The organism is candidate division WOR-3 bacterium (assembly GCA_016926475.1).
Classification (GTDB): domain Bacteria; phylum SDB-A; class SDB-A; order SDB-A; family SDB-A; genus JAFGIG01.
The window spans coordinates 1-13,766 of the sequence record JAFGON010000040.1 but is presented as its reverse complement, the minus strand read 5'-3'; the positions used below and the strand labels follow the sequence as shown (position 1 = coordinate 13,766).

Sequence of the window (13,766 nt, the reverse complement as noted above, 5' to 3'; positions counted from 1 at the left end):
ATTTACAAATCAGGAGAATTTATGTGGAATTCAAAAATCAGAATTTTCGGAATGCCTTTGATTTCAATAGGCTTTCTTTCAAAAGGTTTTTTCTCTATCGGTTTTGCGGGGACGGGCGTGGTAACTCTTGCTCAGTTCGGCACAGGAATAGTATTCATTGGTCAGTTCGGCTTGGGTTTTCTGACACTTTCCCAATTTTCCGTGGGTTATTTCTGCGTTGGCCAATTCGCCGCAGGGATCTGCGCCGCCGTGGGTCAGATGGCGCTGGGATTCGCCATGATGGGAATGAATGGAATCGGGTATTACAGGGTCGTCAGACCAAGTTCAATTTTCAGCGGTCTGGAAGACCTTTTCTTGAAAGTCTATTCCGATCCGATGCCGTTTTTGGTCTGGACGGGTTTTTGGGTCGCCGTTTACCTTTTCCTTTTCTCCCAGAGGGACAAATTCAAGGTCAGGTTCAAAATTGCGGACATATTCAGGCCGCGGTGGAAACACAGTTTTGTCGACTTCAGGACAAAGCATATAGCCCGGATTAAAAACGAAAACACGCTTTTCGAAATCGCCATGAAAGACCCTGCTTTCAAAGCTAAAGAAACCGCTGTGTCTCTGATCAAAGATCAGGAAAAACTCCGCAAAATCGCCCTTGATGAAAACCTGACAGACGTTCATTGGCTGGCTGTGGAAAGGATTGAAGACGAAGATTTGTTGCTCGATATAGCTTTGAAAACAGACAACCACAAAATCGCCTCTGACCTGCTGAACAGAAAAAACATAGCGAGACATCTGAAAAAAATAGCAGTCGACGCAAAAAGCGACGAAATAAGGGCGAAAGCCATCCTGAAGTTCGACGCCGACGAAGATTTTCTCGAGAGCCGCTCCCAAAGGGAAGACAACAGCCCTGTTCTGATGGCTTTGGCGAATAAATCTCGCAGGCAATCGACTTTGATTCGAATAATCAAGAAATCCCGGGATGAAACCATAAAACATACCGCGGCACACAAGCTGCAAAGAGACAGCATTCCCGAGATACGCGATTTGCTTTCAGACGAGAGTTCTCTCTCAACCGCGAGAATACTCGCGTCGCTTATCCAAGACGACGACGTCTTAAAAGAACTTTCCAGAAATTCAAAGCATTTTCAGGGCAGGGTCGCTTCAATTGAACACCTTAGAAAACCGGGAGAAGATTTTCTGCTCGGAATTTTAAGAGAAGACGATGACCCTTCGGTGTGCAAAGCCGCGATACACAGAATAGAAAACGAAAAGACACTGACGGATATCGCGATAAACTACTTCAAGACTTCGGTCTCTCTTATTGCGGTAGATTCCATACCCAAAAGACACCTGCTTTGGGAGGTTTTTAATAAAACAGACAACCCCCGCGTCAAAGAGAGAGCAAAGACAAGATTCGACGAACTCAAACCGGAATTCATGGGTTTAAAAATCGAGATGAAATGCCCCTTCTGCAGTCAGCCTCTTTTTGTCAACGGACTCTTGAATTGGGTTAAATGCAGATCTTGTCTTTCTAAGGTAGACCTCGGTACGGATTTTTGGAATACCGTCATGGTGTCCGACCTTGGAGTCACAAGACGGCTCACATACCATGATTTGACAGTCGAAAAAATCTTGACAAACCCAAAATGCGCAAAATGCGGGGCTGAACTCGAAGTAGACCTTTACCCCTTTGGCAAAGATTCATTTATCCAATGCCGGTCTTGCGGGGAAAACAATTCTTCTTTCCCCGCCCCCGATGAATTAAAGAATTTAGTTGGAGACGCTCAGCTCTTTAGCGCGGAAAGGCAAAGCGAAGATTCTGAAATTGAAAGCAGGGTTGAACCGGTTTCAATAAGCTGCATCAAATGCGGAGCTCCCCTGAAAATTACCCCTCAAACTCCGAGAAACGTCAAATGCAACTACTGCGAAACTGTTCAATACCTTCCAGACGCGCTCTGGACTTCCATTCATCCGGCACGCAAAAAAAGGCAGTGGTTTATTTCTTTCAAAAGACCAAAAACAAAATGACTTTTCACAAAATCCCGACCTAAAGACGGATCATATTTTCTTGAGAAGAGCCCGTTTCTTCTCCCCGTAAATTTGAAGGATCTCCTCGGGAGTTATCAACCCCAGGAAAAGCTTTTTCTCTTCTTCGACTACCACATAAGCAGAGGTGTCCTCGGATGAGTACTTCGTCAAAATCTCTTCGAGCGTCTGATCCGAAAACACTTGGACAAAGTCGCTTCGCATTATATCTTTCACATACTTTTGGCGTCTGTCCTTACAAGACAAGATTTCATGTTCTGAAACCACGCCTTTCACGACATTCTCCCTCAGGATAGGAAAAATTCTCTGGCTTGTGTTAGCCACAAGAGAAACGGCATATTCCATGGTGTCATTTTCGGAAAATACAGCAGATTGTCTTTCAATAATTTCTCCGGCTTTTACCGTGTCCAGCACGTTTATTTCCATGTCATGTTCAATATTAATACCTCTCCTTTTCAACTTTATGGTGTAGATACTCCCTTTCAGAGTGACGACAGCCAGAATATCGCTTATCACGCATGAAAGCATGAGAGGCATAATAATATTGTAGTTTCCGGTCATCTCGAAAACCATTATTATCGCTGTAAGAGTCGCCCTGCTCATACCCGCGAAAACTGCCGCCATGCCGACGATCGCGTATGCCTGAAACCCGGCAGTCAGAGAAGGGAAAAATCCGCTCACAATCATTCCGAAAGCTCCGCCGGTCATCGCTCCGATTACAAGAGAAGGGGCAAAAACGCCTCCGGATCCGCCAGAACCAATTGTAAAAGAAGTCGCCGCAATCTTGAGAAATATCATCAGGGCGATGACAGAAAAGGAAAGCTCAGCGCTCATCAAGAGGCCTATGGCGTCGTAACCGTTGCCGAAAACAAGCGGATGCCCGGTTCTCATTATCAGCATTACGCCTGTCAATCCAGTTAAAAGGCCTCCAATGGCGGGTTTTGCCCATTCGGAAAATTTCATCTTTTCAAACAAACCCTCCGAGAAATAAATAGATTTGACGTAAAGATAAGAAACACCCCCGCTGATGACGCCGAGGATTATGTAAAACGCGAATTCCCAACTGCTGACAATATCGTAAGGCGGCAGGGCGAAAATGAGCTCCGGTTTCCGGCCTATTAAAGAGAGAAATATTTTTGAAGTGAGACCTGCGAAAACGGAAGCTATGACAATCGGAACAAATGAAACCGTCTTGAATTCCCGTATTATCAGTTCTATCGCGAATAAAACTCCGCCTACCGGAGTGTCGAATGTCGCCGATATGGCTCCTGAGACTCCGCAGGCTAAAAGTATTCTCGTCTGGTAGACGTTCAGCTTTAAAAGCTGACTAAAAGCTGATCCTATCCCGGCCCCCATTTGGACTATCGGGCCTTCTCTCCCCGCGGAACCTCCGGAACCTATTGCCACGGCGGAAGAGATGGCTTTGACGGCGACTATTCTCTTCCTTATTCTGCCGCCAAGGACTTCAAAAGCTTCCATGACTTGAGGTATTCCATGACCTTTGGCTTCTTTGGCAAATATATAGACTATCAGGCCTGACAAAAGAGCTCCGACACCGGGTATCAATATTATATGGTAGGGGTAGAAAAGCTTAAATGAATTTACGCCTTTGTCGAGAAAAATAAACTGGAAAAACTGAATCAAAAACCGGAAGCAGACAGCCGTAACTCCGCAGAGAATTCCTGTAAAAGCAGCCATTATGTTCATACCGACATATTTTGACGTTCTCGACTCCCATTTTCTGCCCGTCAATTTTCTGTTGAACAATTTAATGCCTACGAATACTTTTTTCACCTATTTTTCCCGTCTTTAAAAATTTGTTTCCATCATAAAAAAAAGATAATAGCTGATACCAACTAGGTCAAATTATTCCTCATGGGAAAATTCAGGTTGTCCATGAAACTCAGAGAATAACAAGTGGACAAAACTTTCTAAAAGTGATAGAAACTGACAACGTCAACAAGTTTAAATTTGTTTTAGGTATGATTTAATATTAACTCCCTCAAAACATATTTAGACATTTTCGTCTATCTAATTCGGAGGTTTGGATGCAAGATTCAAGGTTGTATGTCGGAAATTTGGCATACTCGGTCACCAAAGAAGAGCTTCAATCACTTTTTCAGGAATTTGGAGAAGTTAAAGAAATCAACATCATCGAAGGTAAAGGTTTCGGTTTTGTGGAGATGTCAGACTCCAATTCCGCTTCAAAAGCAAAAGATTCTCTTGACGGCAAAGAATTTAAAAGCAGAAACATAAAAGTCAGCGAAGCCAGACCAAAAAGAAACGACAAGCCGAGAAACAACTACAGGAAAGGCTACGGAAGAAACTAAGAAAATTTCAAATACGCGAGAGTTCATTTAATGCGCTCTCGACAAAACACACTTGACTAAAGAGAACTCCTGCGTTGAAAATAAATTCAATGGATTGAGTTCTCTGTTTTTTTTTATTTTGCAAAATTGGAGGAGAAAATGACGTTCGCGGGAGTCATCGGGGAAAAAATCAAATACCCAAAAGCTTTTTTTGAAATATCTCTGCTTATCACCGGGACGCTTATTCTTGCCGTAAGCGCTCAGATAAACGTCCGGACTCCAATCAGCCCTGTTCCATTCACGTTTCAGACCATGGCGGTTCTTCTTCTCGGTGCGGCTCTGGGATCCAAAAGAGGAGCGTTCTGTATCGCTCTTTATATCTTCGAAGGTTTGACGGGTTTGCCTGTTTTCGCCGGCGGTTTGTCGGGGTTCGCTCACATTATGGGTCCGACCGGCGGCTATTTGCTTGGTTTTATCTTCGCCGCTTACGCAGTCGGTTATTTTTCAGAAAAAAAATTCGACAGAAACATCTTCAAATTCTTTTTCCTGTTGATGTCCGGTAATTTTATAGTCTATTTTTTCGGCATGATGTGGCTCGGCGTCTTCACGGGTTATAATAAAGTTTTCGCTCTCGGCGCGGCTCCTTTTATTTTGCCGGACTTGCTCAAAACGGTTCTTTCGGCGTTTATTCTGCCCCTGGCCTGGAGAATTGTCGGGAGGAGGTAAATTCTGCCTGCTTTTATAAGCTGTACGAGTGTAATGACAATACTACTTTTAGTCATGGGGGCGCTGTTTCTGTATTTTCTTCTATCAAATAAACTTAAAAATTACGATACCTCAAAGAGAAGAGAAAAGGACGAAAAAACTCATAACATATACGAAAAATTGGTAAAAAAAGCTGAAAACGGCGAATTCGAAAATATCAACAAAAAGGATTGACGGGTATAACTCTCCCTTTAAGAAAATCGCAAAATCAGTAATACTTGAAGGGGGCGGCAAAAAAATAATTTTCTGAAATTTCGGGCAAAAATACCCGTTTATAAAAGGTAATCTTTACAAGGGTTCGACGCAATCCGGGAAATCGTATTTCGTCCAGTTCACTTTTTTTGTGACTTCGTAAAACTCGATGTCTTTGAACTCGGCTTTTTTCAGCAAGCCCTGCAGTTTTTCTATGTCAAAAAAACAGTTGTCCAGCCACATATCCAGATTCTCTCTTCTGATTATGGCGGGAGCTCTTTCGTGTATCGACCTTAAGTCTCCTTGTGCCTCCACGGTTATAATAGCCGCGGAAAGCAGTTTGAAGTCAGGATTTTTGGACCAAACATCGTAAATCCCGGCAAACGCCATCGTCTCTCCTGTTTTCAGTTTAAAATAATAGGGAGTTTTAGTTCTGCCATCATTTTTCCATTCAAAATAACCGTCAGCCAGAACAGCACACCTTTTCTCCCTAAAAGGCCTTGAAAATGATTTTTTTTCCGACAAAGATTCAGACCTCGCGTTTATCATACCATACATTGAATTTTCTTCTTTTGACCAATAAGGAACAAGCCCCCACTTCACAACTTTGATTTCGGAAGGCTCAAGGAGAATGACAATGTTGTTCCCCGGTGAAATATTGAAAGATGGAATTTTGACGGAATTCGAGTTGAAGTCTTTTGAAGTTTTGGCTTTGAAATCCTTTTTTAGCTCTTCAAGCGTACTCTTTATGGCAAACCTTCCGCACAATTTTCTCTCCTTTTTCTCTTTATTGAAATTCTACCAGAAAGAGTGATAAAATTTCACTTATATAAATTCAAAGGGGGCATAATGATAGAAAAGATCATCAAACATCTCGGAAACGAAGCAGAAAACCTCCTGAATTACAAATGCACCGGCATTCTCAAAGAAAACCTCCACCTTCCGTCAGGCGATTTCATAGACAGAGTTTTTTCACAAAACGACAGGTCCCCCGCGGTGATGAGAAACCTGCAGCAGATCATGAATACTGGAAGGCTAACCAAGACCGGCTACCTTTCCATTCTTCCTGTGGACCAGGGCGTCGAGCACTCAGCGGGTTCTTCCTTTGCCCCCAACCCTTCATACTTCGACCCGGAAAACATCGTCAGGCTCGCAATCGAAGGAGGGTGCAACGCGGTCGTTTCAACCCTCGGCTCTCTCGGTTCGGTTGCCAGAAAATACTCCCACAAGATTCCGTTCATTGTGAAATTAAACCACAACGAACTGCTCACTTACCCGAACAGCTACGACCAGACTCTTTTCGGATCGGTAGAGCAGGCATTTGACATGGGAGCAGTCGCCGTCGGGGCTACGATCTATTTTGGTTCTCAGGAATCCCGAAGGCAAATTTTGGAAATTTCCGAATTGTTCCAAAGGGCTCATGAGCTTGGACTCGTCACTGTCTTGTGGGCGTATTTGCGTAACGAGGCTTTCAAGACCCAGACCCAGGACTACCACGTCTCGGCGGATCTGACCGGACAGGCGAACCATTTGGCTGTGACAATTGAAGCCGACATCGTAAAGCAGAAACAACCCGAGAACAACGGCGGTTTCAAAGACCTTAAATTCGGCAAAACAGACCCCAGAGTATACGAGACCCTCGCCAAAATCCACCCGATAGATCTGACGAGGTACCAGGTAGCCAACTGTTATATGGGAAGGATAGGGCTGATAAATTCCGGAGGACCTTCAGGCGACAACGACCTTTCTCAAGCTGTCAAAACAGCGGTTATAAACAAAAGGGCCGGAGGCATGGGGCTTATATCAGGCAGAAAAGCCTTTCAAAAACCTCTTATAGAAGGTATTGACCTTCTCAACGCGATTCAAGACGTCTATTTGTGCGAAGAGATTTCGGTCGCGTGAAATACTTTTAAACTTCTCGCGGCGTCAAGAAGTCTAAAAGCTTAAAAGGAGGCGAAAATGAAAAAGATTCCCAGTTTGACTCTGTTGGTTTTGCTGTTGGTTTCATCTTGCACAAAAGAAAGCTCGACAGGTCCGCAGGATCCCGCCACTCTCGACAGGACGGCTATAACAAACCTCATAAACGATGAATACTCTACTCTTTTAGCCGACGCTTCATACTACGGAATAGAAGACACAACGGGTTCTAAAGGCAAAATTTTCAGCCCGATCAACTTGATACATTGGTTTAGATCCCCGTCAGCCGGAGTGGCGAAAGATTTTTCCATCCAACTTGTCGGCGACACAGCTTACGTCACAATAACGTTCAACCTCTCCGGAACTCTCTATATTTATTATCTCAAAAACCTCGAAATCGATTCGATTCAAAAGAATTTCTCCGACGACTTCACGAGAAACGCAGTTTTCGTCAGAATAGGCCAGTCCAACGAAACCTACAGGGGATGGAGACTCAGGGGAATATCCCCCGCTCTCGTAAAATCGCCCGGATCTCTTCTTTCGGTCGACAGCGTTTCGATTCAGACCACGGACACCACCTATCATTTCGGCTACAACAAACTCAGAAGTGTCTGGTCTGTTGACGACAGTTTTTCAGAAATACCTTCTTTCAGAGCAGGAGATTCGATCACCATGACGTATTATGTGTCGGGAGACACCGCCGACTGCTATTTCCATTTCGGGTGGAAAGACACACACGCGAGATTTTTGATCCCTGCCGACCCGGTGTTCGGACAGTTTTCAAGACTCGTCATTCTTCCCGACACAATACCGGACAGGATCAACTTCGCCTTTGACGCTATAAACTTTTCTGCTCTTCACACTACAGAAGGAGACTATTTTTCGTCCGCTTTCATAATTCCTGCCAAAAGAAAATAAAGGGGCGCGTTTACGCCCCTTTATATCAACTCTCCTGCCTTTTATGAAACTTTTCTTTTTCCCTGTACATTTCAAAATCGGCGAAGGAAATAAGTTCTTCGATTGTCTTAGGTTTTGAAGGGTCGAAAGTCGCGAAACCGTAACTCACTGAAATTTCATATTTTTTTTGTGACGACTCATTGTATTTTCCGAGATTCTTATCGACTCTTTTCCAGATATTTTTTGTGTTTTCAAGGGCGAGGGCATGGAATATAATGATGAATTCATCCCCTCCGAGCCTGAAAATTACATCCGACTCTCTTATGGACTGGTTCAGGATTTCAGTCAATTTCACCAGAAGGTAGTCGCCTTCGTTGTGTCCATAACTGTCGTTTATCTCTTTTAGGTTGTTTACGTCTACAAAACAAATTTGAAAAGGAGTGTTGTTGTCCATAGATTCCCTTATTCGGTGATCGAGAAAGAGCAATCCGGCTCGACGGTTGTAAATTCCAGTCAAAGAATCGGTTGAGGCAAAATATCTCAGCTCCTCTTCTACAACCTGTTTCCTCTTGAGTTCATCAATGAGCATCTTATTCGTCTTTGAGAGATTTGATGCTCTTCTTTCGATGACATTCTGCAAGTCTTTTCTGGTGTCTTCTGCCCCATTAGAGAACGATTCTTGAACAGCCCCTAAATCGAAAACAGAGCATATCGCGCCACGTGAGTTTTCTTTGAACTCAACCGGCAAAAATTTCACAAAAACCCTTCTCCTGCGCTCTCCGGCGGCAATGTCGAACGTCATCTCAAATTCGGAATTTTCAGAGATTTTTCTCCTCATCTCTTTTTCGATTATCTTTCTGTCCTCCCCCATGACGAGATATTCAGTGATTTTAACGCCTTCCCGGAGGTTTTTAGGATTTCCGGGCAATTTGGAAAAGCTTTTTCCGTATTTCAAAAGTTTTAGGTCGGAATCTATGAGAAACAGTTCAAAAAGAAAATCTTCAAAAGATGGATCAACCAATAAATTGACTCCTTGAATTTTCTTTGATTTTAACACAAAAACAACAAACGAAGTCAAATCAGTTTTGTCGACCGTAAACTGAATTCAAACCAGTCAGAGAAAATGCAATCATACATGGAAATATTAACTTGAAAAGAAGAGCTGAAATTTCCGCTTTTAGCGGTCTTTTTTTGTGATAGAATAAAAAATCTTAGGTCAAATCTACCGAGGGAGGTCATCGTGAAAAGATTTTTTGTATTGCTGTTTTTCGTCGCATTTTTCATACCAGTTTCCTGTTTTCAGACAAGTCAGACATCAGAAAATCAACCCTCGGATCATACAGGTGATGAATCAAATCTCCCTTTTTACAAACAAACCAACGTGGATCTTGAAAACATTTCGGAAGGCAAAATAAAAGCGCTCGTTGACGACGAGTGGATTGTCTTGGATATCGCAATCCTGCCGGACGATTTTATGACATGGAACATCGCCAGAAGAAGAGAAGCTCTTGAAATGTGGAAAAATGGCGAAATGCCCCCCCTGTCTGGACCTCACTCCGGAATGGTCGCGACATACGGCGCCAAAAGGGAAGATACGCGCGTCAGCATAAACAACGCCGTCAAAGGGCTTGGTTTTCTTCCAAAGGAGGAATTCATAAAAGAAGTGACCTCGCTTCTGCTTTCAAATTACGATTCTTCATTTATTCGCAAACTTGAAATCCTCGATTCACTCTACCAAAACCCTGAAATTTTTGACAGGACAAAACAGGTCAGCCTCGAATTGTACACGAGTGAAGATTTCAAAACAGGATCATTTCTCAACATAATGAAAAATCCGCTTGTATCAATAGTCTTTCTCGACATTCCCTCTTTCGAAGTCAAAGCCGTAGCCCAGCTCATTTACCCTGAGGGCTCAGACCTCTCGGAAAGGGATAGGGGCATAGTAGAATACGTCAACACCGTCCACGACTTCATACACGGAGTTTCACCGAGAAAATCTTTCGCGATAGTATTTCACGTAATCGAAGTCTTCGACAACTCCCCGAGGTCAAGGGGTATAAGGATAGTTCCGTAAAATAATTTTTTACTAAAAAAATGCGAACTTACCTTCAGGGGTTTTGTTTTCATCCTCTATGTGAAATCTATTTTATTTCCAAGATAAGTTAAAAAGAAAATAATCAAAAATGCTGCGTCAAGCGGCATATAACTTTTTAAGTTGCAGAGAATTATAGCGTTTGCGGCTATGCGAAGTTGCCCGAACCGGCTACGCGCAGTTATATGAAGTGGCGTGTCTCCGCCAAAAGAATGTCCAGTGTGAATACAGGACGTATTCACACTGGGAAAAACCTTTTATGTTTTAAGCGTATTGATTATCATAAATACTGCGGCAGCAAAAGTTGTCACTGCAAATATCAACTTTAAATACTTCGTTTTTGTTTTTATGGCCAATTTTCCTCCAAATATACCGGCCAATACAGCCGCTATTGCCAGGGGAATGGCAAATTCAGGATCAAAGTGTCCTCGCATCGTATGACCCAGAAAACCCATTATTGCCGTAGCGGCAATCATTGCTGAAGAAGTCCCGACCGCTATATGCATTGGCACACCGCAAAGTAAAACCATCAGAGGAATCTTGAATGTGCCGCATGATATCCCTACCGATCCGGCGACAAGACCGGCAAGCGCGGTAATGGGAATCGTATACCATAAATTGACAACATATTCTTCGTCTCCAAATTTTCTGTGCCAGTATCCGAATTTTTTTTCTTTTTTTATAGGTCTTTCTTTAACTTTTATCAGCATTAAAATACCGGCCAAAACCAGAAATACCGACAGAATTATTTTCAGAGTTGAACCGCTCAAATAACTGGAGAAGTACCCTCCAACAAACGCCATTACATCAGTAGGCGGATCAATAACCAAAGCCAGTTTCCAATCTACCATCTTTTTTTTGTTGAAAACCAGCATTCCGGTCAACGCAGCAATCATTAGAATAAACTGACCCATAGCGGCTGCCTGGTGCATTCCCAAACCTGCAATAACAAGGAGGGGCACATAGAAATTTCCGCCGCCCCTTCCAGACATGGTCATTACAAGACCTATAGCAAATATTGCTAAACCAATTATTATCATGTTTGGCATTTTACTGTCTGCCCTGTGTGATATGCTTTAACAATTTACCGGGTTTAAAATCATCCACCAGTTCGGCGTAACCGCCTTCAATTATTCGCACATTTTCAAAGCCGAGCGTTCTCAAATAAAAATAGGCCATTGTGGAGCGAACTCCGGAAGAGCAAAAAATACCGACAGTTTTGTCCCGGGGTATTTCCGATAATCGGTCAGGAATCTCATTAATCGGAATATGTAGAACAGGCATGTGATGTACAAGGCTAAATGAAATTGTTTCCAGTTCTTCTTTGGACCGTACATCCAGAAAAACAGAATTCGTTGAAGAAAGATGCATTGATGGGGCAATTTTATATTTTCCGTTTCCAAAAAAATCAAATGTCATCGATTTCATGATTTTGTCAATCTTGTTCACTGTTGTTCTCCTAATTTTTGTAGTGCTAAAATAAAGGTTGATTATAATAATTAGTCAGTCGCCTCTCCACCAGCAGAAGTAAATTTTTCTTATTTTCATTTTCTATTCCCTTCTCATTAACCGTGAAAGATGCCGGTTACAAAATTCTTGTCGGCAAGTTATTTCATATAAAATTCGTCAATATGAAAGGGTTGGGTTTTCTAGCCGTGTTCTTGTCCACTGAGGAAAAAGCTGATGCGAGAACCTAACTCTCGCAAACCACTAAACCCCAACTGTTTTATACAAAATGTTGTGTGTTCGTTATACTTTTATCATTTAATCTTTTTAGCTACAATAAAACATTTATGCTGATATCGGTCTTGAGGCGTTTTTAGTTTTTTCTATTGATTTTGAATATGCCTGTTCAAACTTCTTGGCTGTCTCATGAGCTTTACTCGAAAGCATATCCCTGAATTTTTCAGTTCTATTGCTTGATTTCACGGTATCACATTCTGGGGTTAGTCTTAAATAAGACAGGCTTAAATTCATTTCTTGTCACTCGTGCTAATGGTCGTGATAAAGTGAGGCTATGTCTCTCTCTTTATAATAGCGCTAATCAATAATACTAAAAAAAAGTCTCATTTAAAAATAACAAAGCCAACATTCCAAACACCACAACTTCATAAGTAATTTGAGTTTTTTGAATCACTGTTACAAAATCATTACTCTGTTCAAGAGTATATTCTTTTTGCGCTTCGGTGCCATGCGGAAATTTATATTTTCCTGTCAATTCCACATCTCCCTTAACATTGGCAGTAAAAGGAGTAAACATCAAAATTACAGGAAGCAATAATTGAAGCGATAAAATCGAAAAAACAATAATCTTCAATATTCTTTTCGTTTTAATATTCTCCGGATGCGCGTTATTTCATCTGACGTTACCCTGGTGTATGACGTTTTCACCGCAGCGGTAGCGGAGGTGAAAGTGCGGCGAAGCCCGGAGCTACCAACGGGAGCGCCGGGTATTACGCCGCGTAATGCTATGAAACCATGCGCTTACACATCTAAGTATTCTTTAATATCAGAATTTGTAATAATTCCACTCTGTGCAAAAATGTTTTGAATACCTTTTGGCCCTAAATCCAAGTTGGATTTGCGGGTGTTGCGTTAAAAGCTTGAGACCACCTTAGCATAAAACTCATGTTTATTTTTATTTAATATTCTTGGTTAATTCTATTATTGTTTTTAACACTAATTCTGGATTCTCCATTAATATATCATGATTGTTTCCTTCAGCAATAATTAGTTTGTGATTTTCTGAATTCATCACCATCTCTGTATGACATTTGCGCCAAAGATCTGAAGAAAAAGGAGCATTACCTGATGTTATGAGAATTACAGGTATACTTGTTGGAAGTTCATATCCACGTAATCTATCTAATAAAATTGGAAAGTTATCAACCATTCTATTACCAGCTTTTTCATAATTCTCTTTGGGATTTTCAAAATAAGGTGTGGCCGCATTAAGGTTATCAAGTCCAAATCTGTCAACAAATTTTACATTCATTGGATCAATTAAAACAATGCCCTTAACCAGTTCAGGGTATTGTAGTGTAAAAAGTTGTACTAAAATTCCTCCATATGAATGCCCCACAAGAATATAGTTGTTTTTAAATCCCAGTACTTCTAAACATTTTTTCAGCGCATTTACCTCATCGATTGCATTGAAAGTATCTGGTCCCAATTCGCTCTGGCCAAATCCAGAACGATCGTAGCTCATAACCCTTATACCTGTTAATTTTACCAAGGTATCTTGTATTTCATGATAGGCTTCTGAATATTTTCCCCCTCCAGATTCCAAAACAATAGTGTATTTGCTTGGAATATCCGATACAACCACTCGAAGTTTGTGGGTACCTATATCTACGAATTTTTCTGATTTAATAATTTCGGATGATAGTTTTCCATCATAATGACAAGATGTCATAAATACTAAAAAGATATAGTTAATTACTATTTGCATTAAAATATTATTTTTCATTTTGATTTTTAACTGAATATTCATTTTAGTTTTTATTATTTGCACCTAACTAGTAGATATAACAACTGGTTGGTGATATTTTAGGTTT

Annotated in this window: 14 protein-coding genes; 7 read left to right on the top strand and 7 right to left on the bottom strand. The window is 41.6% G+C overall.

The window, feature by feature from the left end; all coding sequences use genetic code 11:
- The first annotated feature begins 21 nt into the window (after positions 1–21).
- The gene (locus JXA84_03970; protein ID MBN1150364.1) at positions 22–2,019 is read left to right on the top strand and encodes a hypothetical protein; all 1,998 of its coding nucleotides are present in this window, start codon (positions 22–24) and stop codon (positions 2,017–2,019) included.
- 30 nt (positions 2,020–2,049) lie between these two features.
- Here the strand turns inward: JXA84_03970 and JXA84_03965 are convergent, their stop codons facing one another.
- Entirely contained in the window at positions 2,050–3,831 is a 1,782-nt protein-coding gene (locus JXA84_03965) for a chloride channel protein (GenBank protein MBN1150363.1), read from the bottom strand.
- Between the two features lie 254 nt (positions 3,832–4,085).
- On the opposite strand from JXA84_03965, the gene JXA84_03960 reads away from it, so the two are divergent.
- The 3 genes from JXA84_03960 to JXA84_03950 all read left to right on the top strand — a co-directional run bounded on the left by JXA84_03960 (position 4,086) and on the right by JXA84_03950 (position 5,285).
- On the top strand, positions 4,086–4,367 hold the full coding sequence (locus JXA84_03960; GenBank protein ID MBN1150362.1) for an RNA-binding protein: 282 nt from the start codon (positions 4,086–4,088) through the stop codon (positions 4,365–4,367).
- A gap of 138 nt (positions 4,368–4,505) precedes the next feature.
- A complete protein-coding gene (locus tag JXA84_03955; protein MBN1150361.1) occupies positions 4,506–5,072 on the top strand; it encodes a biotin transporter BioY in 567 nt (188 codons plus the stop codon).
- A 33-nt stretch (positions 5,073–5,105) separates the two neighbouring features.
- The gene (locus tag JXA84_03950) at positions 5,106–5,285 is read left to right on the top strand and encodes a hypothetical protein (protein MBN1150360.1); all 180 of its coding nucleotides are present in this window, start codon (positions 5,106–5,108) and stop codon (positions 5,283–5,285) included.
- A gap of 114 nt (positions 5,286–5,399) precedes the next feature.
- On the opposite strand, the gene JXA84_03945 is transcribed toward JXA84_03950, so the two are convergent.
- The gene (locus JXA84_03945; GenBank protein ID MBN1150359.1) at positions 5,400–6,071 is read right to left on the bottom strand and encodes an SOS response-associated peptidase; all 672 of its coding nucleotides are present in this window, start codon (positions 6,069–6,071) and stop codon (positions 5,400–5,402) included.
- A gap of 81 nt (positions 6,072–6,152) precedes the next feature.
- On the opposite strand from JXA84_03945, the gene JXA84_03940 reads away from it, so the two are divergent.
- Both JXA84_03940 and JXA84_03935 read left to right on the top strand, forming a co-directional pair.
- Positions 6,153–7,205, top strand: a complete 1,053-nt coding sequence (locus JXA84_03940) for a class I fructose-bisphosphate aldolase (GenBank protein MBN1150358.1) — start codon at positions 6,153–6,155, stop codon at positions 7,203–7,205.
- Between the two features lie 57 nt (positions 7,206–7,262).
- Complete coding sequence (locus JXA84_03935) at positions 7,263–8,138, top strand: hypothetical protein (GenBank protein ID MBN1150357.1); 876 nt, start codon at positions 7,263–7,265, stop codon at positions 8,136–8,138.
- 25 nt (positions 8,139–8,163) lie between these two features.
- On the opposite strand, the gene JXA84_03930 is transcribed toward JXA84_03935, so the two are convergent.
- Positions 8,164–9,138 (bottom strand): GGDEF domain-containing protein, encoded by a 975-nt coding sequence (locus tag JXA84_03930; GenBank protein MBN1150356.1) that lies wholly within the window; start codon positions 9,136–9,138, stop codon positions 8,164–8,166.
- A gap of 219 nt (positions 9,139–9,357) precedes the next feature.
- Here JXA84_03930 and JXA84_03925 point away from each other — a divergent pair, with 219 nt between their 5' ends.
- Positions 9,358–10,191 (top strand): hypothetical protein, encoded by an 834-nt coding sequence (locus JXA84_03925; protein ID MBN1150355.1) that lies wholly within the window; start codon positions 9,358–9,360, stop codon positions 10,189–10,191.
- A gap of 275 nt (positions 10,192–10,466) precedes the next feature.
- Here JXA84_03925 and JXA84_03920 read toward each other — a convergent pair whose 3' ends face one another.
- The 4 genes from JXA84_03920 to JXA84_03905 all read right to left on the bottom strand — a co-directional run bounded on the left by JXA84_03920 (position 10,467) and on the right by JXA84_03905 (position 13,723).
- Positions 10,467–11,258 carry a sulfite exporter TauE/SafE family protein gene (locus tag JXA84_03920; GenBank protein ID MBN1150354.1) on the bottom strand — a complete coding sequence of 264 codons (792 nt, stop codon included), beginning with the start codon at positions 11,256–11,258 and terminating at the stop codon, positions 10,467–10,469.
- Between the two features lies 1 nt (position 11,259).
- Positions 11,260–11,658 carry a rhodanese-like domain-containing protein gene (locus JXA84_03915; GenBank protein MBN1150353.1) on the bottom strand — a complete coding sequence of 133 codons (399 nt, stop codon included), beginning with the start codon at positions 11,656–11,658 and terminating at the stop codon, positions 11,260–11,262.
- Positions 11,659–12,262: 604 nt separating this feature from the next.
- Positions 12,263–12,526, bottom strand: coding sequence for a hypothetical protein (locus JXA84_03910; GenBank protein ID MBN1150352.1), 264 nt, complete (start codon positions 12,524–12,526; stop codon positions 12,263–12,265).
- Positions 12,527–12,847: 321 nt separating this feature from the next.
- Positions 12,848–13,723, bottom strand: a complete 876-nt coding sequence (locus JXA84_03905) for an alpha/beta fold hydrolase (protein MBN1150351.1) — start codon at positions 13,721–13,723, stop codon at positions 12,848–12,850.
- Between the last annotated feature and the right edge of the window lie 43 nt (positions 13,724–13,766).

What these genes read in the sequence shown, in the direction of transcription:
- JXA84_03935 (MBN1150357.1), top strand. Translation starts at nt 7,263, where the DNA reads ATGAAAAAGATTCCCAGTTTGACTCTGTTGGTTTTGCTGTTGGTTTCA.
- JXA84_03955 (MBN1150361.1), top strand. Translation starts at nt 4,506, where the DNA reads ATGACGTTCGCGGGAGTCATCGGGGAAAAAATCAAATACCCAAAAGCT.
- JXA84_03950 (MBN1150360.1), top strand. Translation starts at nt 5,106, where the DNA reads ATGACAATACTACTTTTAGTCATGGGGGCGCTGTTTCTGTATTTTCTT.
- JXA84_03920 (MBN1150354.1), bottom strand. Translation starts at nt 11,258, where the DNA reads ATGCCAAACATGATAATAATTGGTTTAGCAATATTTGCTATAGGTCTT.
- JXA84_03970 (MBN1150364.1), top strand. Translation starts at nt 22, where the DNA reads ATGTGGAATTCAAAAATCAGAATTTTCGGAATGCCTTTGATTTCAATA.
- JXA84_03940 (MBN1150358.1), top strand. Translation starts at nt 6,153, where the DNA reads ATGATAGAAAAGATCATCAAACATCTCGGAAACGAAGCAGAAAACCTC.
- JXA84_03960 (MBN1150362.1), top strand. Translation starts at nt 4,086, where the DNA reads ATGCAAGATTCAAGGTTGTATGTCGGAAATTTGGCATACTCGGTCACC.